General features: G+C 44.2%; 23 protein-coding genes. 16 read left to right on the forward strand and 7 right to left on the reverse strand.

Translation table 11 applies throughout. From position 1 onward, the window contains the following. Window positions 1-22: 22 nt before the first annotated feature. From MKZ12_RS15990 to MKZ12_RS16005, 4 genes are all read left to right on the forward strand, one after another. Window positions 23-781 carry a glucose 1-dehydrogenase gene (locus tag MKZ12_RS15990; RefSeq protein ID WP_339261446.1) on the forward strand — a complete coding sequence of 253 codons (759 nt, stop codon included), beginning with the start codon at window positions 23-25 and terminating at the stop codon, window positions 779-781. Between the two features lie 217 nt (window positions 782-998). Next, window positions 999-2,210: a sensor histidine kinase gene (locus tag MKZ12_RS15995; protein WP_339255402.1), complete on the forward strand. Its 1,212-nt coding sequence runs from the start codon at window positions 999-1,001 to the stop codon at window positions 2,208-2,210. Further along, window positions 2,211-2,882 (forward strand): response regulator transcription factor, encoded by a 672-nt coding sequence (locus tag MKZ12_RS16000; RefSeq protein WP_339255404.1) that lies wholly within the window; start codon window positions 2,211-2,213, stop codon window positions 2,880-2,882. A gap of 207 nt (window positions 2,883-3,089) precedes the next feature. Continuing rightward, window positions 3,090-5,315: an MMPL family transporter gene (locus tag MKZ12_RS16005; protein ID WP_339255406.1), complete on the forward strand. Its 2,226-nt coding sequence runs from the start codon at window positions 3,090-3,092 to the stop codon at window positions 5,313-5,315. A gap of 75 nt (window positions 5,316-5,390) precedes the next feature. Here MKZ12_RS16005 and MKZ12_RS16010 read toward each other — a convergent pair whose 3' ends face one another. Continuing rightward, the gene (locus tag MKZ12_RS16010; protein WP_339261447.1) at window positions 5,391-6,047 is read right to left on the reverse strand and encodes a TetR/AcrR family transcriptional regulator; all 657 of its coding nucleotides are present in this window, start codon (window positions 6,045-6,047) and stop codon (window positions 5,391-5,393) included. Between the two features lie 438 nt (window positions 6,048-6,485). Between MKZ12_RS16010 and MKZ12_RS16015 the strand changes: the two genes are divergently transcribed. From MKZ12_RS16015 to MKZ12_RS16030, 4 genes are all read left to right on the forward strand, one after another. Beyond that, the gene (locus tag MKZ12_RS16015; RefSeq protein ID WP_339255407.1) at window positions 6,486-9,152 is read left to right on the forward strand and encodes an endo-1,4-beta-xylanase; all 2,667 of its coding nucleotides are present in this window, start codon (window positions 6,486-6,488) and stop codon (window positions 9,150-9,152) included. A gap of 342 nt (window positions 9,153-9,494) precedes the next feature. Next, window positions 9,495-10,352 (forward strand): ABC transporter permease subunit, encoded by an 858-nt coding sequence (locus tag MKZ12_RS16020; RefSeq protein ID WP_339261449.1) that lies wholly within the window; start codon window positions 9,495-9,497, stop codon window positions 10,350-10,352. Window positions 10,353-10,369: 17 nt separating this feature from the next. Further along, a complete protein-coding gene (locus MKZ12_RS16025) occupies window positions 10,370-11,248 on the forward strand; it encodes a carbohydrate ABC transporter permease (protein WP_339255409.1) in 879 nt (292 codons plus the stop codon). Between the two features lie 46 nt (window positions 11,249-11,294). Next, entirely contained in the window at window positions 11,295-12,980 is a 1,686-nt protein-coding gene (locus MKZ12_RS16030; protein WP_339255411.1) for an extracellular solute-binding protein, read from the forward strand. Window positions 12,981-13,083: 103 nt separating this feature from the next. Here MKZ12_RS16030 and MKZ12_RS16035 read toward each other — a convergent pair whose 3' ends face one another. The 6 genes from MKZ12_RS16035 to lpdA form a co-directional block, all read right to left on the reverse strand. Further along, on the reverse strand, window positions 13,084-14,700 hold the full coding sequence (locus MKZ12_RS16035; RefSeq protein WP_339255413.1) for a response regulator: 1,617 nt from the start codon (window positions 14,698-14,700) through the stop codon (window positions 13,084-13,086). Next, complete coding sequence (locus MKZ12_RS16040; protein ID WP_339255416.1) at window positions 14,678-16,408, reverse strand: histidine kinase; 1,731 nt, start codon at window positions 16,406-16,408, stop codon at window positions 14,678-14,680. The genes MKZ12_RS16035 and MKZ12_RS16040 overlap by 23 nt, the downstream gene beginning before the upstream one ends. A gap of 43 nt (window positions 16,409-16,451) precedes the next feature. Next, a complete protein-coding gene (locus MKZ12_RS16045) occupies window positions 16,452-17,012 on the reverse strand; it encodes a GNAT family protein (RefSeq protein WP_339255418.1) in 561 nt (186 codons plus the stop codon). 124 nt (window positions 17,013-17,136) lie between these two features. Next, entirely contained in the window at window positions 17,137-18,285 is a 1,149-nt protein-coding gene (locus tag MKZ12_RS16050) for an ABC transporter permease (RefSeq protein WP_339255420.1), read from the reverse strand. Further along, window positions 18,269-18,691 (reverse strand): HlyD family efflux transporter periplasmic adaptor subunit, encoded by a 423-nt coding sequence (locus MKZ12_RS16055; protein WP_339255422.1) that lies wholly within the window; start codon window positions 18,689-18,691, stop codon window positions 18,269-18,271. The genes MKZ12_RS16050 and MKZ12_RS16055 overlap by 17 nt, the downstream gene beginning before the upstream one ends. Before the next feature lie 84 nt (window positions 18,692-18,775). Then, the gene (gene lpdA, locus MKZ12_RS16060; protein WP_339255424.1) at window positions 18,776-20,161 is read right to left on the reverse strand and encodes a dihydrolipoyl dehydrogenase; all 1,386 of its coding nucleotides are present in this window, start codon (window positions 20,159-20,161) and stop codon (window positions 18,776-18,778) included. A 199-nt stretch (window positions 20,162-20,360) separates the two neighbouring features. Between lpdA and MKZ12_RS16065 the strand changes: the two genes are divergently transcribed. The 8 genes from MKZ12_RS16065 to MKZ12_RS16100 all read left to right on the forward strand — a co-directional run bounded on the left by MKZ12_RS16065 (window position 20,361) and on the right by MKZ12_RS16100 (window position 25,887). Beyond that, window positions 20,361-20,942: a TetR/AcrR family transcriptional regulator gene (locus tag MKZ12_RS16065; protein WP_339233814.1), complete on the forward strand. Its 582-nt coding sequence runs from the start codon at window positions 20,361-20,363 to the stop codon at window positions 20,940-20,942. A gap of 41 nt (window positions 20,943-20,983) precedes the next feature. Next, window positions 20,984-21,406, forward strand: a complete 423-nt coding sequence (locus tag MKZ12_RS16070; protein ID WP_339255426.1) for a GNAT family N-acetyltransferase — start codon at window positions 20,984-20,986, stop codon at window positions 21,404-21,406. Between the two features lie 13 nt (window positions 21,407-21,419). Then, on the forward strand, window positions 21,420-21,788 hold the full coding sequence (locus MKZ12_RS16075; protein ID WP_339255428.1) for a DUF4180 domain-containing protein: 369 nt from the start codon (window positions 21,420-21,422) through the stop codon (window positions 21,786-21,788). 191 nt (window positions 21,789-21,979) lie between these two features. Beyond that, window positions 21,980-22,426, forward strand: coding sequence for an acetyltransferase (locus MKZ12_RS16080; protein WP_339261451.1), 447 nt, complete (start codon window positions 21,980-21,982; stop codon window positions 22,424-22,426). Window positions 22,427-22,635: 209 nt separating this feature from the next. Next, a complete protein-coding gene (locus MKZ12_RS16085) occupies window positions 22,636-23,853 on the forward strand; it encodes a DNA polymerase IV (protein WP_253442607.1) in 1,218 nt (405 codons plus the stop codon). Beyond that, window positions 23,850-24,218: a YolD-like family protein gene (locus MKZ12_RS16090; RefSeq protein WP_339255430.1), complete on the forward strand. Its 369-nt coding sequence runs from the start codon at window positions 23,850-23,852 to the stop codon at window positions 24,216-24,218. Before MKZ12_RS16085 ends, MKZ12_RS16090 begins: the two co-directional genes overlap by 4 nt. Continuing rightward, window positions 24,202-24,570, forward strand: a complete 369-nt coding sequence (locus MKZ12_RS16095; protein ID WP_339255432.1) for a hypothetical protein — start codon at window positions 24,202-24,204, stop codon at window positions 24,568-24,570. Before MKZ12_RS16090 ends, MKZ12_RS16095 begins: the two co-directional genes overlap by 17 nt. Before the next feature lie 405 nt (window positions 24,571-24,975). Further along, window positions 24,976-25,887: a chromosome condensation regulator gene (locus MKZ12_RS16100; RefSeq protein ID WP_339261453.1), complete on the forward strand. Its 912-nt coding sequence runs from the start codon at window positions 24,976-24,978 to the stop codon at window positions 25,885-25,887.

A 25,887-nucleotide genomic window follows, 5' to 3' on the forward strand; every position in this document is an offset into this window, starting at 1 on the left:
ACCGACAGGAAATAAAGAAGGTATTTCTCTGGAAGGTAGAGTGATCGTTGTTACGGGAGCTGGCAGTGGAATTGGAAGAGCCAGCGCGGTGCTTATGGGATCACGCGGAGCGAAGCTTGTTTTGGTTGATTTCAATGAGCAGACAGGGGAAGAAACGTTAGCACTGGTTCGCGAAAATGGCGGCGAAGCTACTTTTGTACAGGCTGACGTATCCAAAGAAAGCGATGTTCAAAACTATATTCAAAAAGCAGTAGATGCCTACGGAAAAATTGACGTGGCATTCAACAACGCGGGCATACTCCAGAAATTCCAACGTTTCCAGGATATCTCCGAGGAAGAATTTACACGGATCATGGATGTGAATGTGAAAGGGATCTTTTTAGGCATGAAATATGCCTTGCAGGTTATGGATAAACAGGGATACGGGCATATCATTAATACGGCGTCCACTACGGCTATTCGTGCTGAACACAGTCTGGCTGCATACACCGCAAGCAAGCATGCCGTTGCAGGTTTGACCAAAGCGGCGGCCCTTGAATATGTACGCAAAGGTATTCGTATCAATGCCATCTGTCCAGGCGGGGTAGCTACTACATTAACTGCAGCGGTTCCCCAATCGCTGCAGGAGAGTGGCTACGTACCTGAAGAGTTTCCGAATATGCGGATTGGGCGTTATGCAGAGCCAGAAGAACTCGCCCAGATCGTTGCGTTTCTTGCATCTGATTATTCCAGTTATATGACAGGATCAATCATCCTCGCAGATGGTGGAATCACACTCTAATCATTGGTGCAAGTTCACCTTCTGAAATGCTATAAATATAGGAACTTTCCGGAGGGAGAACCCTTTGGAGGTTTTACATAATTCTTCAAAGTTATCGTCCATAAGTCTAACTTGTGGACGATTTTCATTACCAAAAGGGATGTACGAAAGGGCATGCACGATCGTACATCTTTTTGGTGGTGATTTGGACTATAATGCTTATACAAGAGGTGATCCCATGAAAATAGTACGGAAGAAGACGAATCCGGCCGGAATAAATGAAGAAACGGACCCGATTGCGTCCTCACGTATTCCGATAATGATCTGGCTTTGGCTTGTTGCCGCGGCTACGTTGATCCTGCAAACCATGTCAGCCCCTATATTAGTACCCAGTATTATCTTTGTAGCTGCAATGTTAATTCATACCATGGTGTACTGGGAAGTAAACAAACTTATACAACGATCCAAATTACTCTACATACTTCTTCAATCAGGGTTGATTTACGGCAGTGCCATGTTAATGCCAGACGGAATGCCTGCCGTGTTGATCGGTTTAATTCCGGTGTTGATTGGACAGACCTTTGCCATTTACTATGAAACGGCAAAAATTGTACTGGTTGCATTTGTATTATATTTATTATTCTGCACGGTAACCCTGTTTACACGTTCGGGTACAGATGTTGCCTTGTTAATTCTATTACTGTTAATGATGATCGTTGTTGTGGTATCCTACGCGGTGCTTTTCTATCGTCAGGTTAATGCTCGTGTTAGAACATTAACATTTCTGCATGAGCTGGAGAAGGCTCATCAAAAAGTAGAGGAATTGACGCTAACAAGCGAGCGACAACGTATGGCAAGAGATCTGCATGATACATTGGCTCAAGGACTCGCCGGTATTATAATGCAGCTGGAGGCCGTCGATGAGCACATGAATCGAGGGAGTTTTCCGCGCGCCCACGAGATTATCCGCAGTTCAATGGGCCAAGCACGCCAAACATTGGCTGATGCACGCAAAGCCATTGATGACCTTCGAACCAAGGCCACACCGGCTATTACCTTTGGAGAAGCAATACAGGAACAGACGCTACGTTTCCAACAGGCGACCGGAATTGAAGTCGTTTTGGACGGGAATGCTCCGAGTTTCATATCCAAAGTAGGCATGGAGCACGTATTGCACATTTTAAGTGAATCGCTAATGAACATAGCCAGGCATGCTCAGGCCACGAGCGTAACCATTCACATGGCTATGGAGAAAGAAGTTTTCCATCTTATTATACGAGATAACGGAAAGGGCTTTAGCGTAGACCGAATCGGAAAACAATCCGGGCACTATGGCTTGATCGGGATGAATGAACGGGCCAGGTTGATCGGTGGCAGCATTGAGATTGAAAGCGGAAAACAAGGGACGACTATTTTGTTTCGTGTTCCACTTGAAAAAGGAGAAATCTGAATGAAATATAACATACTCATCGTCGATGATCATTGGGTGGTGCGTGAAGGACTTAAATTAATATTGGAGACCAGTGACAACTATCTAATTGTCGGAGAGGCTGAGGAAGGAGAAGAAGCTATCCGAATTATGTTAGACAAACAGCCTGATGTCATTCTCCTGGACTTAAATATGCCGGGGGGACTCAGTGGTTTGGATACCTTGAAACGTATGAACGAGCAACACATTCGTATACCTGTGATTATTCTAACGACTTACAACGAAGATGACTTGATGATCGAAGGACTTTCTCTTGGAGCCAAAGGGTACTTGCTCAAGGATACGAGCCGAGAACAATTATTTCGAACGTTGGATTCTGCCATTCGTGGAGAAACACTACTTCAACCTGAAATAACGTCAAGAGTCTTTGCGTTTCATACGAAGTCTGCTCAAGAACCCCAAACACAGCCACAACTATTAATTGACAAGGAGTCAACTCTGATTAGTGAGAGAGAGTTACTCGTTTTACAAGCCGTGGCTCGTGGTTTACGCAGCAGAGATATTGCTTTTGATATGGGTATTGCCGAGAGAACAGTAAAAGCATATCTCACCAACATTTACAACAAACTTGGAGTGAATTCGCGATCAGAAGCTGTTGCAGTAGCTGTCGAGAAGGGGATCTTACACTTGTAAACCTATAACTGTAAGGCACCCTTTCGTAATCAAAGATAAAAAATAGTATGCCCGTTATGACATATCCCTTCTATGCCCCATCGTACATGAAAGGCTTGCCCTTTCGTACGGTTTTTTTTTGGTTTTATTTCGTTAACATGAGGATACAGAGCATTTCCTTAGATAGCTCTTGGATTTTTGTGGAAGTGAAAGGGGAAGAAATAAGTTATGGCAAAATGGTTGTATCGTCTCGGGGTTTGGTCAACGAGAAAACGGAAAATGGTCATTACGATGGGACTAACACTTCTTATTGTGCTTGCATCTTTAGGACTTGGTATGGGTACTTCGTTTACGGGTGAAATGACTATACCAGGGACGAAGTCGGATCAGGCCGCGAAAGTACTAAACTCAGAGTTTCCATCATCAGATGACGGTGGTCAGATCAGGCTCATTTTCAAAGCGAAAAATGATTCATTGACTTCCGAGGCAAACAAAAATTACATTCGGCAAGCCCTGAAAGATGTAAAGACGGATTTATCAGTCAAATCTGTAGCTAGCCCATTTGAGTCAATGACTCTAAGTGCGGATAAAAAGATTGGTTATGCGGACATTACGTATTCTAAACCTGCCAGTGAAGTGGATGAGCACTCGAAAGAGCATGTGTTGAACATTGCAGAGTGGCTCGGTAAGGAAGGGATTCAAACAGAGATAGGAGGCAGTGTTGCCTTTTCTGAAATAGAAGTTGGGGGCATATCCGAAGTCATTGGTATCCTGATTGCCTTCATGATTCTAGCATTTACGTTTACTTCGTTTCTAGCAGCAGGACTACCCATACTTACAGCGGTCATAGGACTCGGAATTGGTCTAATGACTGTCATTATTGGTTCTAATTTCGTATCGATGTCATCATTCTCCATTACGTTAGCAGTCATGCTTGCTTTAGCAGTCGGTATTGATTATGCACTATTTATCATGTCACGGTACCGTCAGCAGTTGGCAGAAGGATATGACAGAGAAACAGCGATCGCTCAGGCTAACGCAACAGCAGGAGGCTCGGTTGTATTTGCAGGACTGACTGTAATTATCGCGCTAGTGGGGTTATCCGTCGTACAAATTCCCTTCATTACGATGATGGGACTTGCGGCTGCTATTAGCGTATTTGTAGCTGTCCTCATTGCGATCATTCTCGTACCTGCTATATTGGCTGCAGCAGGAGACCGCATCAGTCCGTCCCGCGAAAATCGTTGGCTGAGAAAATGGTCCGGGAGCAAAAAAGAGAAAACAAGCGAAAACGCATGGAGTCGAGTTGTCACAAGAAAGCCTTGGCTTACTACCATTCTATGTATTGCAATCTTAACGATGTGTACCTTGCCTTTTCTGCATATGCAACTTGGCTTGCCCGATAATGGCCTGAAATCGACTGAAACGACTGAGCGTCGTGGATATGATCTCATGGCTGAGGGATTCGGTGAAGGGTTCAATGGCCCACTCGTGATTGTCGCCAAAGCTAATCATAGTGACGATCCTCAAGCAGCAATCGCTCAAGCGACGGCTTACATCAGCGATCTGCCGAATGTCTCTAGTGCAACACCCGCAATACCGAGTCCATCGGGAAATGCAGCCATCATTACAGTGTTACCCAAGACAGGCCCGCACGACATTCGAACGACTGAACTGGTGGAGACTATACGCGAAAAATCTGATCAACAAAACAATAAACAGGTCGAGATTATGGTTACGGGTGGGACTGCGGTTAACATTGATATTTCCGAGAAATTGCAACAGGCATTACCTAAGTTCGCTTTATTAATTGTTGGTCTTGCTTTTGTACTGCTTATGCTCGTGTTCCGATCTTTGCTTGTACCGATTAAGGCTGTACTTGGTTTTCTGTTTACACTAGGTTCAACACTCGGCTTTATTGTTTGGGTCATTCAAGATGGTTATCTGGCCAGTATGTTCGGTATTCCTGAACCTGGGCCGGTGCTTAGTTTCCTTCCCATTCTCGTCACTGGAATTCTGTTTGGACTTGCCATGGACTACGAGGTGTTCCTTGTCAGCCGAATGCGTGAAGACTTCACTCATACTGGAGATGCACGACAATCGGTAAAAAGCGGGATAAACCATAGTGGGCCAGTCGTTACTGCTGCTGGCTTGATTATGATTGCCGTGTTTGCCAGCTTTATTTTTGCCGAGGACACCATTATCAAATCCATGGGATTAGCCCTGGCATTTGGCATACTCGTGGATGCTTTCATCGTGCGTATGACACTTGTGCCAGCGATAATGACCCTTCTTGGAAAAAGCGCTTGGTATATCCCGGCATGGCTTGATCGCTTGTTGCCGAACATCGATGTAGAAGGCGAATCGGTTATGAGAGAAAATCATCAAGCCACCAGTGGTTTTGATCAAACTATTAAGGAGAAAAACGTACGAGAAGTAAAAAGTAGAGGATGAGGGGGCTGCCCAAAACTGCAGCGCCTTCTCCGTTGGATGTCATGAATCAGTTTGCAGCGTTCATACGAATTGAAGTCATGGTTTCAAAGACTCTAGAAAAAGAGATTTAAGTAAGTTGAATTGCTCGGATGGGTCTACACGAGTGTTGAATGCATCGATACCTTCTAGCATGGACATTTTCTTCGAAAATGTTCCGAATACATTCATCATCGTAAGTAGAATGTTGACGGAATTTGAACCGGCACGGACAGAATGATCCTGTTCTCCCAACACTGCCAATTCCGTAAAAAGTCCAATGATTTTGTTATATTCGGTTTGATACAGTTCCATATGCTCTACAGGCTCTTTGGAAAGCGCCACGTAACATTCAAAGGCTTCAATCAACTTGGAGTTTTGTTGATGCTCTGTTTTCTGAAAGAAGATCAGGGCATCGAATATTTCGTTTAATTTCTCGTAACAGGTTCCTTCTCCATGCACAATCTTTTCAATGATAATCACTTCGGATTGAACAATATGTGAAGCAACAGCAACAATCAAATGCTCTTTCTTGGGAAAATAGCGGAATACAGTAGCTACGCCAAGGCTCGCAGCCTTGGCAATTTCCTGCATGGTGGCCTTTTCGAATCCTTGCTGTGTGAAAATAGAAATGGCAGCTTCAATGATGCTTAAACGACGTTTTTCTCGCAGCTCGCTACGCTCATTCTCTTGGCGTTCTCGGGGTTGAATAGGGATAACCTCCTGTCTCTGTAACTCAGGTTATGCTAACAATTGCAATTCTATTTGTCAACGAAGTAAGGTATGCAACGGTTATATACTCAAATAACCCTAATCAGATCACTAGCCAAGATTAGCTATAGAGGGAGAATTCATTATAAATGAACAAACTAAAATGGTTATTGCAACATACGAGAACAAGAACAAAGATCATGTTGAATTACCCGTAGTTCTTGAAGCTGGAGGAAATATCCCCGAGGCGATTTCTAAGTAATAACGATCGAAGACATTCTGATGCAGCATAGTTTATGACGCACTACATAGCAGATGATAACATTTTGTTATCATTATTCGATTTTTGTTATATGTAAGCGATGACAAAAGAAATATAATCCATTTATCTGGATGTTTGTTAAATCATCTAGAAATTGGATAATAAATGAAAAGGAGGATCACATGAAACAATTACGTCAATGGAATATTGGTTTTTTAGTTTTACTGCTCGTTTTAACCACCCTTCCATTTTCAAATGTTTCACACGCAGCCAATGAAGTCACAGGTACAGAAGCAGGACAGTTCAGCACCAATTTTGAAGATGGTACACTTCAGGGATGGACTGCACGGATTGGTACGGAAAACCTCACAGTAACAGAAAAGGAAGCATATGAAGGGAAGTCAAGCATGTTGGTTACCAATCGTGAACGCTCCTATCATGGACCCATGTTCTCGATGAAAGAGCTGCTTCAGCGTAATCAATTATATGTAATTACAGCATATGTCAAGCTGACACAAGAGCCAGCTACCGATCAAACGTTGCAGCTCACCGCGTATAAAAAAACGAATGCCGAAAGCTGGAATTCGATCGGCAGCGTGGAGATCGCTAAAGCGCAATGGAATACTTGGCATAAGGTCACTGGAACATTCCAGTACAGCGATGACCCTGCTGAGCTGAAACTATTCATTGAAACGCCTTACATCTCTGAGGATAGCGTAGATACGTTATCGTTCTATGTGGATGATGTATCCTTTGTTCCATCCGAGCAACCGAAGATTGAAGAAGATATTTTATCTCTGAAAGATTTGTATAAAGATGATTTTCCCATTGGTGCAGCGGCATATCGCTGGCAACTGGATGGCGCATATGGACAACTGCTGTCGAAACACTTTAACAGCCTGACTGCAACCTATGAAATGAAACCGAGATACATGTCGCCCTCCGAAGGAGTATATGAATTCGAGGCTGCCGATCAATATGTGAAGTTCGCCGAGGAACATCATATGGGTGTACGCGGACATGCGCTGCTGTGGCATATTGATGCTGCAGAATGGATGCTGAAAGATGCTCAGGGCAAACCTGCAAGCCGGGAGTTATTACTTGCCCGGATTAAGGATTACGTTGAAACCGTCATGACCCGATATAAAGGGAAAATTGATGCCTGGGATGTGGTAAATGAGGCGATTGCCGATAGTAATGGTGATGCCAGTGGTTTACGTAAGAGCCCTTTTTATGAACTCATCGGACCGGATTATATTGAAAAAACCTATGAATTCGCTCGTGCAGCCGATCCGGACGCCAAACTATATTATAACGAATACTTCACAGAAGTCCCTGAGAAAAGAGAGCATATGGTTCAGTTGGTCAAACGACTGAAAGAAAAAGGACTGATCGATGGCGTGGGCTTGCAGTCCCACTATAATCTGGCTTCCCCGCCCGTAGAAGAAATTGAGAAAACCATCAACCTGTTCGCTGGACTTGGACTGGATATTCAGATCACGGAACTGGATGTAGATAGCGGAATCCCGTTTGGTGAAGAGATGCCCGTTGAAGTTGCTGTACAACAGGCTTATCGCTACAAGGAATTAATGGATCTGTATCAAAAACACAAAGATCAGATCTCTTCCGTAACCCTGTGGGGACTTCAGGATGAGAGGTCTTACAACAACCAGGCGATGTTGTTTGATTCAGAACTGAAAGCCAAAAAAGCTTACTGGGGACTTGTGGATGAGTCCAGCTTGCCTGTTTTGACACAGAGAGCCATCTCGCTTTCGGGTAAACCCGATAACAAAAAAACGCTTCATGACCCACTATGGAATAAAGCCGTGTCTACATCATTGAAGGGAGAGTCATCCGGTACAGCCAGCTTCCGTACCTTATGGGACCCCAAAAACCTCTATCTTTTGGTCGATGTACAAGATGCGACAGTTGATGTGAATGACCGTGTAGACATCTTTGTTGATTTTAATAATGGCAAGACCTCCTCCTACGAAGAAGATGACCGACATATTGTGATTACACGTAAAGGCAAATATCAGGGTAAGGATGTGCGTTCTTCTCGTGTAAGAGAAACGAAAGGCGGGTATCAGGTAGAATTGTCCATTCCTTGGAGTCATGTAAAGGTGAATTCTGGCTCTGAAATCGGCTTCGACATCCGTGTGACGGATGGCAGTGCAGGTGAAGAGCAACCGAATCAAGCATTGTATTGGAATGACCGGACACTATCCCAGGATACAGATACTAGCAAATATGGCGTGATTCAACTAGACCCTATGCCAAAATCTGCAGAAGCTGTGCAAGCTCACGTCCAGATTGACGGGATTAAAGAGGTGGTGTGGAATAAGGCCGTTCCTTTTGAAGTAAAACGGTTGAAGAAAGAGCCAAGCGCTGAGGCCGTGGCTCGTGCACTGTGGTCAGATGAGTATCTGTATCTGCTGATCGACGTTACAGACCCAAACATTATCACGGATAGTATTAATCCATGGGATCAGGATTCGGTTGAGATTTTCCTGGACGAAAATCACCAGCGCACACCGTATTTCCAATATGATGACGCCCAATTCAGAGTCAGCGCAGACAACGTGGGAACCTTCGCAGGCAGCGCCTCGCCTGGACGGTTCACAAGTGCGGTGAAGAAAACCAAAAAAGGCTATCTGGTCGAAGCCAGAATCAAGTTGCAGTCCCTGACGCCCAAAGCAGGAGATGTGATCGGTTTCGAGCTTCAAATTAATGATAACCAGGGAGAGGGCAAGCAAAACGTAGCGAAGTGGAATGATACCACGAATGAAAGCTGGAGAAATACGTCCCAGTATGGCATTCTCTCATTTGCAGGAAAAGACAAACATTAAATCTTCGTTAGTAATCACTGTAAAGTCAGAACCCTCATACTTGTGGAGAGAACACTCCATAGGTATGGGGGTTCTTTTCGTGCAAACGACAAGTCATATTAACAATTTGTTATCGAAGCTAGGGTTTTATCATGTTGACTTGGAGGAAGCCAATCTATACTTAAACCTACAGAGATCATACAGAACCTTGGCTGATGTCTCTGAAACCAATAGAGAAAGAGGGGAAGCACACGAATGAGTAATGCAAAAGCCAATACACCGCCCCAAGCCGATGTGATTCGTCCGAGTCCCCGGCGTACCAAACGCAATAAAGGCTCCAGGCGAACGCTGGCACTGGATCTGATGTTATTGCCAGCAGTTATCCTGACGTTCATATTTGCGTACATACCGATGGGTGGATTGGTCATTGCTTTTCAGGATTACAAGCCCTGGCTCGGGTTTGCCAAGTCTTCCTGGATTGGACTTGAGCATTTCCAATTCCTGTTCAGTATGCCGGAGAATGTGCAGGTGATCTGGAACACCCTGATTATTGCGGGGTTGAAACTGATTGGAGGTCTGATTGCACCGCTGATCTTTGCCTTGCTCCTTAACGAAGTACGAAAGGAAACCTTCAAGAAGAGTATACAAACGTTCGTTTATCTGCCGCACTTTCTGTCATGGGTCATTCTAGGCGGAATTTTGCTGGACATGCTTGCAACGAAAGGCATGATCAATCAGTTTCTCGGGGCGGTGTTTGGTATTGAACCGATCTTTTTCCTTGGGGATGGCACTTGGTTTAGAATCGTCGTTGTTACAAGTGATATCTGGAAGGAATTTGGGTTCGGTGCCATTATCTTTCTTGCCTCGCTGGCAGGCATTAATCCAGCACTGTACGAGGCAGCTGAGGTGGACGGTGCAAGTCGCTGGCAGCAAACCTGGTCCATTACGATTCCGGCTCTCATTCCCATCATGATCGTAGTAGGAACGTTGTCCCTCGGGAATATCCTGAACGGAGGATTCGATCAGATTTTCAATCTGTATAACCCGCTCGTTTACGATAAGGGTGATATCATCGACACCTTTGTATATCGGGTAGGTCTCATCGATGGCAAGTTTGGATTCTCGGCTGCAGTCGGACTTTTCAAATCGGTTGTTGGATTCGTGTTGATCGTGATTGCATACCGTGCAGCGTATAAATTTGCGAACTACCGTATTTTCTAGAAAGGAGACCTCACCTCATGTATCACAAAACGAAGCCTTACAAAGTATTCACTGTGTTTAACTATACGTTCTTAATTTTATTATCACTACTCTGTATAGTCCCGTTGATTCACATTCTCGCGGTCTCCTTCAGCGGTAAAGCAGCGGCCAATGCGAATCTGGTTGGACTCTTTCCGGTAGAATTTACGCTTGATGCTTATGAGAAAACATTGGCCAATGAGAACTTCCTTCGTTCCCTATGGATTGCTGTACAGCGAACTGTGCTGGGTACAATCCTGAGTATGGTTATTGTGACGTTGGCGGCCTACCCTTTATCTCGGGAGAATCGCAGCTTCAAGCGGCGTAACATCTACACCTGGTATTTTGTATTTACGATGTTGTTCAGCGGAGGATTAATTCCATTCTACATTCTTATCCAGAAACTCAATTTACTCAACACGATGTGGGTGCTTATTCTTCCCGGAGCGGTATCTGTCTGGAACATGATTCTTTTATTGAATTTCTTCCGCAACGTTCCCAAAGAGCTGGAGGAGGCTGCCTTCATCGATGGTGCGGGTTACTTTCGAACATTGATCTCTGTCTTTTTGCCCGTGTCGATGCCAGCCATCGCTACACTCTCCTTGTTCTCCATGGTAGGGCACTGGAATGCCTGGTTCGATGGGTTGATTTTCCTGACGGATCACGAAAAGTATCCATTAGCCACCTTCCTCCAGACGATCATCGTACAGCAGGACTTCAGTAAGGTTTCCGTGCGGCCCGAAGACCTGGAGAACATCTCACAACGGACGATCAAGGCGGCTCAGATATTCATTGGCATGGCACCGATTTTGGTTGTATACCCCTTACTGCAACGCTTTTTTGTTAAAGGGATTGTTCTTGGTGCTGTTAAAGAGTAAGACGGATTCAGATCTAACCAATTTAGAATGATATGGGGGAGACAACATGTTTAAAACATGGCAAAAACCGCTTCGCATATTGATGGCTGCCACAATGTTATCCGGTGTGCTCGCAGCGTGCAGCAATGAATCGACATCAGAGAACAAGCCTAGCGACAGTAATGAATTTTATTCCGCTCCGTTTGAAAATGGTAAATATGTTGAGCCGGTTACCATCTCGACTGTATTTCCGATCACCAGCAGCTTGAAGTTCAAAAATGGGGAAAATATTGAAAATAACGTTCATACGAAGTGGGCTCACGATACACTGGGGATCGATATTAAATACTTATGGACGGTGAGTGAACAGAATAATGCGTACCAGACCAAACTTCGTCTCATGTTAACCTCGGGACAGAAAATGCCGGATATTATCTCTTTCCGTGGTGACTCCACGCTAATCAGTGATTTGATCGAATCGGGTCAATTCACGGATGCGGGGGAATTATTTGATAAATATGCCTCCGATGTTTACAAAAAAGCGATGGCGGAAGATCCAAACGTATGGAATCCGTATGTCCGTGATGGTAAACGAATGGCTATTCCCATTCTGGAGAACGCTTACAATAATGACCCCGTCATGTACATTCGCGAAGATTGGCTCAAGAAGTTAAACCTGAAAGCACCGACCACCTTAGCCGAGTTGGAGACGGTCATGGATGCCTTCGTCAATCAAGATCCGGATGGCAACGGCAAGAAGGATACCATTGCTTTGTCTGTAGGTTTCAAGAATGACTTGAACACCTGGATGTCGGAATCCGGCTGGATTTTTGGCATGTTTGGAGCGATGCCTAATCAGTGGAACAAAGCCGCAGACGGTTCACTTGCCTACGGCTCCATCCAGCCTGAGATGAAGCCCACACTGACGAAAATGAAAGAATGGATGGAAAAAGGATACATTGATAAGGAAGCGGGGCTTTATGATGAGCCCAAAGCAACGGAGGCGTTTACTGCAGGCAAGTCCGGTATAATCGTTGGCCCTTACTGGATGACAGGCTGGCCGCTCCCGGATCTGCAAAAAAACGTGCCTGATGCCGAGTATAAAGCATATCCACTTCCGGCCGGCCCTGACGGGAAGATGGGACGACATGGAACGCCAATAAGTACAGGAGCCGTTCTCATTAATAAGGATATGGAACATAAAGATGCATTCTTTGTATATCAGAACTATTTGTTTGATCACTGGGCTAATCCGGACAGCACAACGTTCGTGCACGGATTTGCTAAAGGTTATGATTATGACATCGCTCCAGACGGAACCGTTTATAAAGAACTGCAAAGCGATAAAATTCCTGGTGGCTGGATTGATGCGATCCGTTATACGTTGACGTTTGACGGCGCGATTATCCCTAACCTGATGATGAATACCCTGGCAGAGCTTGCAGGTGGGAAAGAACCAACCACTCAGTATGAGAAAAACCTGGCAGACCGCATCCCTGAACAGATTAAGGCCGCCAAGATTGTCATTGACCAGAAGGATATCATCATGCCTGAAATGTTCACGGGTGTTCCCACGAAAACACAAGTTTCCCGAGGCGATATGCTGAGCAAGCTGGAAAAGGAAGTGTTGAATAAAATCATTTATGGCCAAGCACCTGTTGAGGATTTTGATGCATTCGTGCAACAGTACATGTCTTCTGGCGGTAAACAGATCACGGAAGAAGTAAACGCATGGTATGACACGATAAAATAAAAAACGAACCGCACTACATGTATAAGGAGTTTTATTTACCTGTATACATGTAGTGCGTTTTTTTTACTTTGTTTTACGCTAACTTTCTTCATGATAATCTGCTTTATTGCTCCCGGTAATCCTGAGGTGTCATACCGAATTTATCGCGAAACACCTTGATGAAGTATTGGGAATTGGCGTAGCCCAGTTTATCGGAAATCTCATATACCTTATCCTGCGAGTGGTTAAGCAGGTAGAGGGCGAGATCCATTTTGACACTTAAAATGTACTCACTCAAGCTGATGCCTTGAAATTGTTTAAACAGCTTGGAGACGTAAACCGGATGCAGGCATACATGATCTGCGATCGATTGAAGGCTAAGGGAGTGCAGATTGGCGGAAACAAACGTCTTGATCTGATGAATGACGTCATGTTGCTCACCTAAAGACTGTTCTTCCAGCTTCATGCGCAGTCGATCAAGCATGTTCTCGGCCCAATCTGTAAGCTGGGATACGGACCGAAAAGGCACACGCGGAACCCATTCGTTTCCGGCCAGATCGGATAACAGCGCTTGATTTTTGTGGGCAATGTAATGAAAGGCTGACAACAATATAATCTGAATCTCGTCCAGATGTTCTTCGGTTTGTTCAGGCAGCGTGCCATAACCTGCCTCAATTCGGTGCAGACGTTCTTTGAATACTTCCCATTGTCCTGTTTCAAGCAAATGATTGAATGTTGGTGGTTCATATAAAATATGCAAGGAACGAATGGATACGGGACGATAGCTTTCCTGAAGGGAAAGGAAGTACCCTATACCGTTACCTACCTGCTTTTTGAGAGCGGACAGGGCTTGCTCATACATGTCACGGATATCATGCTGGAGTTTACCCTTTTGGCTCAGGATAACGGAAATGCCACCTTTCAGATATTCATTGACGTTATGATGCAGCTGTAGGGAAATATGCGTGAGACCCTGATTCTGATCCTCAATCTGATCCTGTGCCGGCAATTGCTTACAGTGACTTACCTTTAACAAGAAAACCAGATAATCATAACGATCCCTGCAATGCCAGGTATGAAAAGCTGTATTAAATAACTCACATGCAATGTTGGTCACAGCGTATTCAAACAATTGCAGGCTGCTCGTCGTATGCCTGGTGAAATGTTCTTCTAGCCGTACCAGAACGAGTTGAACTTCATCTTCGGCATGGAAGGGCAGATGATAGTGTGCCAACTTGTCGTTCAAAGCATCTTCTGCATAACGATTACCTTCAATCAACTGATTCAGCAGCCTGTCCTTCAACGAAGGCAGATGCTCGCGAAACGAGTTCATCGCCTGTTCATAGGACAAGGCTCTGCGAATGTGCTCCTCAATGGAAAGTACCGTCTTTTCCAGACATGCCGCCAGTTTTTCCACATCTAGCGGTTTTAATAAATACTCAACAACCCCATGTTTGGTCGCTTCTTTCGCATACTCGAACTCGGCATAACCGGTAAGCAAAATACAGGGCAGGTTGGGTTTAGCCGCCTTGATCTGCCGAATTAGCTCAAGTCCGTTCATCACCGGCATTGAAATATCCGTAATCACGATATCTACGGTCTGTTCATCCAGAATGGATAAGGCCTGCATTCCGGAATATGCTTTGTGAATACGCTCAATCCGATATTCATCCCATGGAAATGAGATCTCAAGATCGTCAATCACATAGGATTCATCGTCAACCAACAGAATCTGATGCATCTGCAATATCCTCCTTATGTATCGTAATCATGCACAGGGTACCTTCATATAGGCCAGATTGAACGGACAAGCCCGACCGTTTCCCATATGTGAGTCTGATTCGCTGATTGACATTTCGAACTCCAGTTCCGATCTGTTCCTCCGGGCGGGTTAGTTCATCCATGTGTTTGCAGATCAGCGACAGTCGCTCTTCGGGCATGCCTACCCCATTATCTGCAACGATGATACGGATGACCTCTTGGTCCTGCTCCGCGCGAATCGTAATTTGCCCTGGACCCATGGAGGGTTCAATCCCATGTTTGACCCCATTTTCAACAAGTGGCTGCAAAATCATACGAGGGATACGTACCGAGAGAAGCTCTTTGGGTACATCGATATCAAAAGTAATCGTTTTTTTTCGCATATGAATAATCGACATGTAATGATTCACAAAACGTAGCTCTTCACCTAGCGTGGAATCCATATCTTCAATACGATGAATATAACGGCAGTAGGAAGCCAGTTCCAAGGTCATGGCTGTGACTGATTCATAGTCCTTTACACTCGATTTGCTCTGAATATAGTTGAGACAGTTGTATAGGAAATGGGGATTAATCTGAGCCTGATACTGCTTGAGTCTGGCCTCTTTGACAGAAAGCTCGCCAAGAAGGACTTGCTCAATTAATGTCTGCGTATTCTCAGCCATTCGATTGAACGATCGACCCAGGATTTTGAATTCCAGAATCTGAGTTTCGTCGACCCGGCTGGAGAAATCTCCACGGTCAAACCGGTCGATCGCTTTACGCAACCGAATAATGGGTTGTTGAATCTGATTACGCAGAGCCATGATGTACAAAAGCGAGAGAAGCAGCAGGGCTACAAGTGCCAGCACAAACAACGTATTGTTACGTGAAATGGATTGCTGAAGCTGATTGGTTGGATGATAGTCGATAAAGTATAAATCCAGAATACTTGCTTTCATATACGTGATGAAGTAATTCCTGTCCTGAAAGGCAATTTCAAAGAAACCTCTGTCATTTCTGAGCTGTGGAACAACCTGAGCATCCGCCTGGGCAAGTTCAAGGGAGCCTGAACCTCGAATGGCTGTTTGAAAATGGGAATCATACAGCATCGGTGTTCCGGATGTGTAATCAGACATCATTTTCTGCAAGACGTCTAATGAGATCCTGATCTCGATATACATCGGCCCTCGATGTCCCTTGGTGAGATGTGAATAATAACCTGTGCCATCCTTGTTCATATGTAATATCCATTGATCGAGCGGGTCTTGAGACATGGAGAATGATCGAAACGAGAACTGTGGATCAGAAGATACCGTGTCCTTATGATCCGGATAATACAAAATAATGGTATTGTTCCATGAGGTGGAAGCACTGTTTAAAGCCAGCTTCTCAATGAGCTCCAGCTTGGCCTTGTATTTAGCAAAATCATTTCCGTAATGAAGAACATATGTATAACCTCTGACGGATTGATCCTCTGATAATGTTAGCGCATTCATTAATACCTGTTCAAATTGATTCGATAGCTGGGAGGACATGAATCGCACTTCGCCCAATTTATTCTTTTCCAACTCTCGTTGAATATCTTCCACATTTAATCGATAGATCCACCAGAAGATCAGTACAATCAGCATAAACATCAGTACTAGACCGAGTGCCAGCTTTCGAAAAATAGAGCCGTTCTCTGTGGCATACTTTTCCTTCAACATGTCATTTCCTCCTGTAGAATAAGAACGATCATCTCCAGCTTTATTATTGTTTGTTCAACCACTCCGATTGCAGCATTGCATATTGAAACTCATCTATCCAGAAACCTTTGGACATGTAATTTTCGAGCAGGTGTCCTTCACGTCTCATGCCCAATCGCTCTAACACTTGAATCGACTTGGTGTTCCTTACATCGGCGAAAGCGATCAGCTTATGTTTATTTAGAGCGCCAAATACATAGTCCATCAGGGCACAAAGTGCCTCATTCATGTATCCTTTGCCTTGAAATTCAGGTGCAAGAGTGAATCCGAGCTCGACAATCTGAGGTTCATCTGCAAGTGTATGAATGGCACAATCGCCGATTAATTGATCCGACTCCGTTAGAGCAATGGCGTATTGGAACCAGGTCCCGGGCTGGTTAGGGGAATGTACTATTTGTTTGCTGATAAATGCTTCAGCTTCTTGGAGCGTATAATTTTCCCAGGATTGAAAACGGGAAACATCTGGATTAGCCCGGTAGTGATAGAACGAATGTACATCCTGCAAAATGAAATTGCGAATAACAAGGCGCTCAGTCACGCAATATACTTCGTTTGATTTCTTCATATCATAAACCTCACTTTTTCTGTGTAATGTTCTCTTGCAGGTGGTGGCTTCATTACTCTGGTTTTGATTCTAACATAAATCGCCGCAGCCTATTATTTTCACAGGCTTACGGCGATTGTCCAATCTAAACTGCTTTTGCTTCAAGTGTTGACGTTAGCACCTGTGATTCTCTTCGCAGGAATAATCCTATACCTAATGAAGCCAAACCGATAATCAGTATACAGGCTCCTAGCTCTACACTATAAAAAGTCAACTCACCGTGTCTAAAGGCCATTCCACGAATCATACGATTGAGCCAATTCATAGGCAAACCCCATGCTGTAACCTGAAAAAATGTTGGAAATGCAAGCGGCGTCAGTTGAATACCTGTTACCAGAAATGATGGATATAGGATCAAGCTCATTCTGGCACCAACCCTGGACACGTTTTGAACAGAATAACCGAGTAACATCGCGAGCAAACATAATGCCATCGAATACAGCAATAAAGGAATGATAAAGACATACGGTGCCGCTTCAAATCGCATATGTCCCACTTGTTTTAACATCCCATAACTGAGCAGGGAAGAGCAGGTGCTTAATATCACATAGGGCAAGACACGAATCCACAGCTGGAAGGGGGAACTCCCCTCAGATATAAGCTTACCCTCTTGCCGAAGACGGGGAGCGATCGCGCCAGCTGCACCCGTCGTGAGCATCAGTATAATGATATTTACAAATCCGATCACCATGGTACCAATATAACTTGAATTGGGATTATATAACATGCGCTGCGCTTGAGACAGCGGGGATACCAGAGCTTTTGCTGATTCGATGTCCATGCCGGTTTGAGCAAGACGTGATACAGCAAGCGTCATATTTTCGGTTGTTATTATTTCTTGAATTGCAGGCCGAATACCACTCAGGCTAGAAGGCATGGTGTTGTCCATCCATACCCCGATACTTGAGGGCAATCCCTGGTCTTTACGTTGCTCTATTCCTTCCGGCAAGAAAATGACTGCCACTGCCTTCTCGTTCGCCAGCAGCGTATCCGGAGAGAGGCGATTGGCAAACACATTTGTGACTTTCATATATTGAGAAGCATTGATTTCTTCAATAAGTTGCCTTGAATATGAAGAGTGATCCTCATCCATAACGACAACCGGTGTTTCGCTCAACTGATTGCGGGAGAACATAAGCCCGAAAAATACAGCGGCAATTAGAGGGGCAGCAAAAATAATAATGATCCACTTACTCCCGCGTATGTGCTTCCATTCATCAGCCAGTGATTTCATCAAGCTGCACCTCCGCAGTCATTCCCGGAAGCAAATCTGTACTTGTTGGAATAGAGATCCGGATCAGAAACATACTTAGATCTGCTTGGCCTTTTTCCCGCGTCATACGCAGATTGGCGAATTGAGGAGAGGGGGCGATCGACGTAACCACACCTTCCTTTACAAGAAGATTCTCCAGATATGGAAAACGAACGTTTACCTTTTGATCTGCTTGAAGCTGGTTAATCTGTGATTCTGGAATATACAGATCAACATAAAACCCTTCAGTGTTAGGTTCCGTATTCAATATTCCCTGCTTTTTACTTTCAGCCTGACTCACGGCGTCTGTCCCCTTCGCGATCAACAAACCGCCTGCCAAAATAATAATCAAAGTTATGATGATATATAATCTCCATTTAGTCTTCAAGATAATCTCTCCCTATCTAATTACTCTCTTTATGATATGAATTCGTTCACATACAACTTTCCAACCGTAATCAAACGACTCCGGTTACCTTCTTTCCATTCTCTGATGGGCCTGTTCTGCGGCCTCCATGATGATTTCGCCTAGCGTTGGATGCGGATGAATGGTCATGGTTATATCTTCTACCGTTGCTCCCATCTCAATTGCAAGGGAAAGCTCAGATATAAGAGTAGATGCTTCAGCCCCGACAATCTGTGCACCCAATACAAGGCCAGACTCAGCGTGAGCAACGATTTTGACATATCCTTCGGTTTCCTTCAGAGCCAGTGCACGGCCATTAATGGAGAAAACAGATTTGCCAACGACAACAGGAATTGATTTTTGCTTACACGCCGTTTCGCTAAGACCAACGCTCGTAATCTCCGGGTGAGAGAACACAACGAGCGGAATAGCTTTGTAGTCGATGACAGAGGGTTTGCCTGCGATCGCTTCTGCTGCAATTTTTGCTTCATAAGAAGCTTTATGAGCCAAAGCAGGGCCTTGAACAATATCTCCAATGGCATAGATATGCGGGATGGATGTTCTGCACTGTTCGTCAATCTCAATCAAGCCTTGTGGAGTAGGGGACAGACCTATATGTTCAAGACCCAAGGCTCCATCTGTGTTCGGTTTTCTGCCTACCGTAATTAATGCATATTCAGCTTGAACAACATGGTGTTCATTCTGACGCATATAGTGGAGATCGATATGACTCGTATTTTGATCTGCTCCTGTAACCTTAGCTTCGGTTAAGATGGTTATCCCGTCCTTTTTCAGTTGACGAACGACAGGTGCAACAGGCTCTGCTTCGAATCCGGGCAAAATCTGTTCACCGCCCTCGAGCATCGTAACGTTAGTTCCAAATCTCGCAAACATCTGACCCAGTTCCACCCCAATATAACCGCCGCCAACCACAACGAGACTCTTTGGAATGTGCGGCAGCGATAGCGCCTCAGTGGAAGAGAGAATCCGTCCGCCGTAAGGAAGAGAGCTTATTTCAATCGGACGGGAACCGGTAGCCAGGATGAGATGCTTAAAGCTTATTCGACGCGCACCCTGTTCAGCGTGATATATTTCAGCGATATTCGCATCAGTTAATCTAGCTTCTCCTTCGATAACAGTCACACCCGCCGTTTTGAGTAAAAACCGAACCCCTCCAGACTGCTTATCCACCACAGCTTGCTTGAACACCTGAGCCTCCTGATAAGAAGAAGCTCCGTCAACAGCTCCCCATTGTCTGCGCATATGAAGACGCTCCGCTTCAGCAATGAGCGCTTTGGAAGGAATACAGCCTACATGCGTACAGACACCTCCGATCTGTTGGCGCTCTACAATGGCTGTTTTCATGCCTAGTTGTGACGAACGTAAAGCAGCCACATAACCGCCAGGCCCTGATCCAATGACCAGCGTATCTACGACTTCTAATAAATTCATGATTCGTACCTCCAAACTTAAAATATGATGATCGTAATATATTATAGTCATCATATTTTAAGGGAGTCAATACTCCATTTATAATCACTCTCTCATTGCTGAAGATGGTGATATATGAATTGACATTAAATAATATGATAACTATAATATTTTAAAATACACTCACAGATACAGACTTATATAAGGGGGAGAAGTAGGGATGCCTTATCCAAAAGGGCACAAGCTCAAAGTTCGGAACCATATTATTACCAGTGCGGCCAAAGCATTTCGAACCCATGGCGTGCGGAATATTAGTCTTCCACATATTATGAAAGGTGCTGGACTGACACATGGGGGATTTTACTCCCATTTTGAAAATAAAGATCAGCTTGTGATGGAGACCTGTCATTTCGCCATTAGTGATACCATTGCAATGCTACAGAGCATTGCAGACAAAAACAAAAACGAAGATCAGACGTCGATTGAGGCTGTCATTGATTTTTATTTAAGCTCCCTGCACCGAGATCAGACAGAAGTCGGTTGTATCTTACCAGCTTTATCGGGAGAGATTTCCCAACTATCGGAGGATATTCGACAAGCTTACACGCAGGAGTTGCAACGTTTTATCGCGTTTATTACAACTATGGCTGGGATGAATACCGCTGATGGTTATGCATTGGTAAGCAGTATGGTAGGTACCGTTGCACTGGCACGGGCAGTTAGTGATGCGAAGTTCAGTGATGACTTGTTACAGGCAGGTCGTGTGCAGGCCAAACAAATGGTAAAGATCGGCTCTAGGTAACAACGACATTGATGACACAGAGGAAATGGGGGATTGATCGGATGATCATTAGAGAAGCCCGTATTGCAGACTATCCACAATTGAGACATATTTATTTGGATTCCCGGCGGGAGAGCTTTCACTGGGCCAGTGCCGATGAGATGAGACTAGACGATTTTGACCGGGATACATCGGAAGAACAGATTCTTTTGGCAGAGGACAACGATCAAGTACTTGGATTTGCGTCACTATATGTACCTGACCGCTTTATTCATAATTTGTTTGTGCACCCAAGTGCTGCCGGCAAAGGGGTGGGAAAACAGTTACTTCAGCAATCCGTGGTCGAACTGGGAATGCCTGTCACATTAAAATGTGTCTCGGATAATCATAAAGCACTCACATTTTATAAAAAACAAGGCTGGAAAGCTATTGTAGAAGAAGGTGAACCTGGATCAAGATATTGGGTTCTTCAATATAAGGAATGAGGGAAAAGAAGACATGAATATCAGAAAAATAAATGAAAATGGAGTATCTATTGCTTACGTTACGAGTGATGAAGAATTAATTACCGATGTTCAATCCGCTATCGATCTTATGGCTACGGTTCAATATGAAGCCGATTGTCACCGTATTATAGTTAACAAATCTGCTGTCAGTGAAGTGTTTTTTGATCTGAAAACACGGCTGGCAGGTGAAGTGTTGCAAAAGTTCATCAATTACCAGACCAAAATTGCGATCATTGGTGATTTTTCCGGTTATACCAGCAAAAGTCTTCGAGATTTTATCTATGAAAGCAACATGGGGAACGATATATTCTTCGTAACAGAGGAAGAACTGGCTATTGAAAAGCTAAGCAAGAAACAGTGATTTAAATTAACTAGGGCGTGTCTGAAAACTCCGAAGGGAGCAGATTTTGCCGAATTTTCGTTCCAAGCAAGAAAGTTTTCTGCAGGCGTGCCGGGGCACGTCAAGGGAAAGTGACGCAGCAGGGGGCGAAAAGGCGGTGAAAGATGCACTTCAGCGAGTTTTGAGACACGCCCTAAAGAAAGACTGGAGAGATTGAGATGGATATTGTATCATATCGGGAGCAAGATCAGGAACGACTGGTTCAGATTTGGGAGAGAGCTGTTCGAGCAACACATACATTTTTGGAGGAACAACACATTCAATTCTATCGGGATGTGGTAAACAAAGTATTACAGGAACGGCAAGTCGAGGTGTGGGAAACTCTAGATAAAGAACATCAGCCTGTCGGTTTTATCGGGTTGCAAGATAACTTTATTGAGATGTTATTCGTCGATCCAAGTCAGCATGGACAGGGAGTTGGTCGTCTGCTGATCGAACATACTGTCAAGATCAAAGGACGCCACCTGAAGGTGGATGTCAACGAACAGAATCCTGGAGCTGCACAATTCTATAGCAAAATGGGGTTTGTACAGATCGGACGCTCCGAATTCGATGGTTCTGGTAATCCGTTCCCGCTATTGCATCTGGAAATTTCATAAAGGATAAGAATGTTCCCGTTGAAGTCGCTAATTTAGCGACTTTTTTTGCGAGCGTAACCTAGTATGATCTGAATCCTTCACTTGGTCCTATGCCAAATATAAATATTTACCTCTTGCATAAAGAACACATGTTCGGTTTATAATATATACAAACATACGTTCTTAAATGTACAGGAGTGATTTCAGTGTGGACTAAGCAGCGAACCATCATGCTCATTGATATGCAGAGTTTTTATGCTTCAGTCGAAAAGGCAAAAATGCCCCAATACAAAAATAGACCTCTCGCCGTTGCAGGCGATCCAGCAAGACGTTCTGGCATTATTCTTGCCGCTTGTCCATTAGCCAAAGCTAAGGGGGTATCTACCGCAGAACCACTCTGGCAGTCTCTTCAGAAGTGCCCTGAACTGATCATTGTCAGACCTCACATGCAAGAATACATTGAAGTTTCCACCCAAATCATGTCCATTATTGAGGAATTCACCGATCTGGTTGAGCCATACAGTATAGACGAATTATTCGCTGATTTTACAGGGTCTATGCATTTATTTGGTAATGATCCAATCGATTTGGCCAAACAAATTCAAGACAAAATCTATAACGAAACAGGGGTTTACGCCAGAGCGGGCATTGGTGAAAACAAAATTATCAGTAAATTGTGCTGCGATATGATTGCTAAAAAAGCGGAAGGTGGCATTTTTCACTTAAAGAAAGAGGAGTTACATCTTCACATTGGAGATAAGCCCATCCGCGATATGTGGGGGATTGGCTCAAGAATGGAAAAACATCTCTGGAAGATGGGTATCCGAACCATTAAAGACCTGGCGAATACGCCTCTTTCCAAATTAAGAAGCAAATGGGGTGTTAATGGAGAAGTCATCTGGAGGGTTGCCAATGGACTCGACAATTCGCCGGTAACGGTCAACACACACAATACACAAAAGGATATCGGAAACGGAATGACCCTGCCCAGAGATTTCACAGAAGCATGGGAGATTGAAGTGGTTATTCTCGATATCTGTACAGAAGTGTGCAGAAGAGCCCGTAAAAAAGGGCTGATGGGTAGTGTCATATCTGTGAGTGTATCGGGAGCAGATTTTGATCACCCAACGGGTTTTCACAGGCAGGTTAAACTGTCTGATCCTACAAACATAACCGTTGATGTGTGCAAAATAGCCAAACGCATATTCCATCAACATTGGGATGGGCAACCTGTGCGCCGTGTAGGCGTATCCCTATCTCAATTATCCAATGCGGATACATATCAACTATCTTTCTTCGATGATCAAGAGCAGAAACGAGCCATTGATCAGGTGATGGACAACATCAAGGATCGATATGGCGACATTGCCATTCTTCGAGCGAGCTCCATTACGGCTGCGGGCCAAGCGATCGATCGAGCTTCTAAAATTGGGGGGCATTACAAATGAGCAAAAAACTGGAGGCCAATGGATTATGGGAATCGAGCCGCATGATGCTTCCACAACATAAAGAACGAATTATACAGCATCGTACTCAAATTCATGTTCAAGCGAAACCTCTGATTCATGAAGATGAGTGGGAGATTATTGCTCAACATATAGATATGTCCCTCAACTATACGTTGCAAGCCACCTTTGAAGTATTTCATGAGTCAGGCAACCGGTATATACACGGGATCGTCACTTCAGTCAGTGCCTTTGGAAAAAAAATAAAAATTGAAATGGATAATGGATTTGAATGGGTCGATTTTGATCAACTGGTCACTGTAAAGTTTGAAGAAGGAGGAGGTGTGTACGGTGAGACAAACTTCTGAGGAACTTGCACTCGTCAAGAGGCTGGTTGAGCTTCCGTATCTTTTAGGTGCTCTGGAGGTAGATAAGCATAAAATATACGCTTCAAACTTTAAGATGAAATCGGTGTATATTGATTACCTGGACGGTACCCAAAAGAAAATTGCTTTAGAGATGTACAAGTCAAAACAAAGTTTAAAGGAACATCATATAAAAATCATTGAAGGGGAGAGATCCGAGCTGAGTTTAACAGTAAATTATTCGGTAAGAGGTTACCTTCACAAAATGACTCTATTGTGGAGCAAAGTGAAAGTGGATGTGACCTTAATGCTTACTGAACATATGAGCGTTGATATTACTGATATGCCAAGATAAACATAGAGTTAGAGCAGAATACGGTATATAACGGCATAGGGTGGATATAATACAGCTATAACCATTGTTTTCTTCTCCCGATTTGGGTAAACCGACCTTTGAAATTGAAGGGTCGGTATTTTTTGTCTCAAATTTTGTGATTGGCATACTAACCATATAAAATGAGAGAACTCACGATTCAGTTACATACAGATACATACAGATAGACACATTTATCCATATTGTTCCGTCCCGAAACAAGAATTTATCCTTCAGAGGAATGGTATCAACATATCTGGATAGCATGGCATGGTTCCGTTATCTTGACAGCCAGGAGTATTATAATACAACGTTGAATAAGAGTAGTACGTTGGTGACTCACCGTTGAACAACGGAGGATTTTAATGGGTGGAGGGGAGGAAAGTTATGGACTACAATTCACGGAAGGTAGCAGTGTTTAAGACAAAAGGGTTCCGTAACTGTACTGTAGCGGCAGGTCGCCGTCATACCGTCGCTCTTAAATCTGACGGAACAGTCATAGCCGTGGGTGATAATAAATACGGTCAATGTGATGTAAGCGATTGGTCCCATATCGTCGCCGTTGATGCCGGTAATGTTCATATGGCTACGAACACAGGTAATGCTCATACCGTTGGTCTTAAATCTGATGGTACGGTAACAGCTATAGGTTGGAATAAGCATGATCAATGCAATGTAAGCGAATGGCGCGATATCATAACCATTTCAGCAGGTTGGTGCCGTACTGTTGGGGTTAAATCAGATGGCACCGTGGTTGCGGTGGGGCGAAATAATGAAGGGGAATGCAACGTGAGCAGCTGGCATGATATTATATCGGTCACGACGGGGGACTGGCATACAGTTGGTCTAAAAATAGACGGTACGGTAACAGCAATTGGTAACAATAAATATAACCAATGTAGCGTAAACGACTGGGGCGACATGTTGGCTGTTTCGGCAGGGTATCTTCATACGGTTGGGCTTAGATCGGATGGCAAGGTAGTGGCTACGGGTAGAACTCATGAAGGGGAATGCGACGTAAGCGGTTGGCTCGATATTGTCGCAGTTGCAGCGGGAAGTTATCATACCGTGGGTCTTAAGTCTGATGGTACAATGGTTGCTGTGGGTTCTAATAAACATCAACAATGCGACGTAAGGGGCTGGCATGACATTAGAGCTATTTCAGCGGGCTGTGCCCATACAATTGGATTGAAATCGGATGGTACGATGGTTGCTGTGGGTGATAATGATTATGCACAATGTGATGTAAGCGGATGGAGTAACATCCAACAATATCATTTCAACAAGGAAACGAATTGA

It is taken from the genome of Paenibacillus sp. FSL R5-0713, from assembly GCF_037973325.1.
Lineage (GTDB): Bacteria > Bacillota > Bacilli > Paenibacillales > Paenibacillaceae > Paenibacillus.

Bases quoted from the DNA above. Each gene is read 5' to 3' on its own strand.
- MKZ12_RS16070 (WP_339255426.1), top strand. From the start codon at position 20,984: ATGATCATTAGAGAAGCCCGTATTGCAGACTATCCACAATTGAGACAT.
- MKZ12_RS16030 (WP_339255411.1), top strand. From the start codon at position 11,295: ATGTTTAAAACATGGCAAAAACCGCTTCGCATATTGATGGCTGCCACA.
- MKZ12_RS16035 (WP_339255413.1), bottom strand. From the start codon at position 14,700: ATGCATCAGATTCTGTTGGTTGACGATGAATCCTATGTGATTGACGAT.
- MKZ12_RS16045 (WP_339255418.1), bottom strand. From the start codon at position 17,012: ATGAAGAAATCAAACGAAGTATATTGCGTGACTGAGCGCCTTGTTATT.
- MKZ12_RS16015 (WP_339255407.1), top strand. From the start codon at position 6,486: ATGAAACAATTACGTCAATGGAATATTGGTTTTTTAGTTTTACTGCTC.
- MKZ12_RS16065 (WP_339233814.1), top strand. From the start codon at position 20,361: ATGCCTTATCCAAAAGGGCACAAGCTCAAAGTTCGGAACCATATTATT.
- MKZ12_RS16090 (WP_339255430.1), top strand. From the start codon at position 23,850: ATGAGCAAAAAACTGGAGGCCAATGGATTATGGGAATCGAGCCGCATG.
- MKZ12_RS16005 (WP_339255406.1), top strand. From the start codon at position 3,090: ATGGCAAAATGGTTGTATCGTCTCGGGGTTTGGTCAACGAGAAAACGG.
- MKZ12_RS16100 (WP_339261453.1), top strand. From the start codon at position 24,976: ATGGACTACAATTCACGGAAGGTAGCAGTGTTTAAGACAAAAGGGTTC.
- MKZ12_RS16050 (WP_339255420.1), bottom strand. From the start codon at position 18,285: ATGAAATCACTGGCTGATGAATGGAAGCACATACGCGGGAGTAAGTGG.
- MKZ12_RS16025 (WP_339255409.1), top strand. From the start codon at position 10,370: ATGTATCACAAAACGAAGCCTTACAAAGTATTCACTGTGTTTAACTAT.
- MKZ12_RS15995 (WP_339255402.1), top strand. From the start codon at position 999: ATGAAAATAGTACGGAAGAAGACGAATCCGGCCGGAATAAATGAAGAA.
- MKZ12_RS16040 (WP_339255416.1), bottom strand. From the start codon at position 16,408: ATGTTGAAGGAAAAGTATGCCACAGAGAACGGCTCTATTTTTCGAAAG.
- MKZ12_RS16075 (WP_339255428.1), top strand. From the start codon at position 21,420: ATGAATATCAGAAAAATAAATGAAAATGGAGTATCTATTGCTTACGTT.
- MKZ12_RS16020 (WP_339261449.1), top strand. From the start codon at position 9,495: ATGTTATTGCCAGCAGTTATCCTGACGTTCATATTTGCGTACATACCG.
- lpdA (WP_339255424.1), bottom strand. From the start codon at position 20,161: ATGAATTTATTAGAAGTCGTAGATACGCTGGTCATTGGATCAGGGCCT.
- MKZ12_RS16085 (WP_253442607.1), top strand. From the start codon at position 22,636: ATGCTCATTGATATGCAGAGTTTTTATGCTTCAGTCGAAAAGGCAAAA.
- MKZ12_RS16000 (WP_339255404.1), top strand. From the start codon at position 2,211: ATGAAATATAACATACTCATCGTCGATGATCATTGGGTGGTGCGTGAA.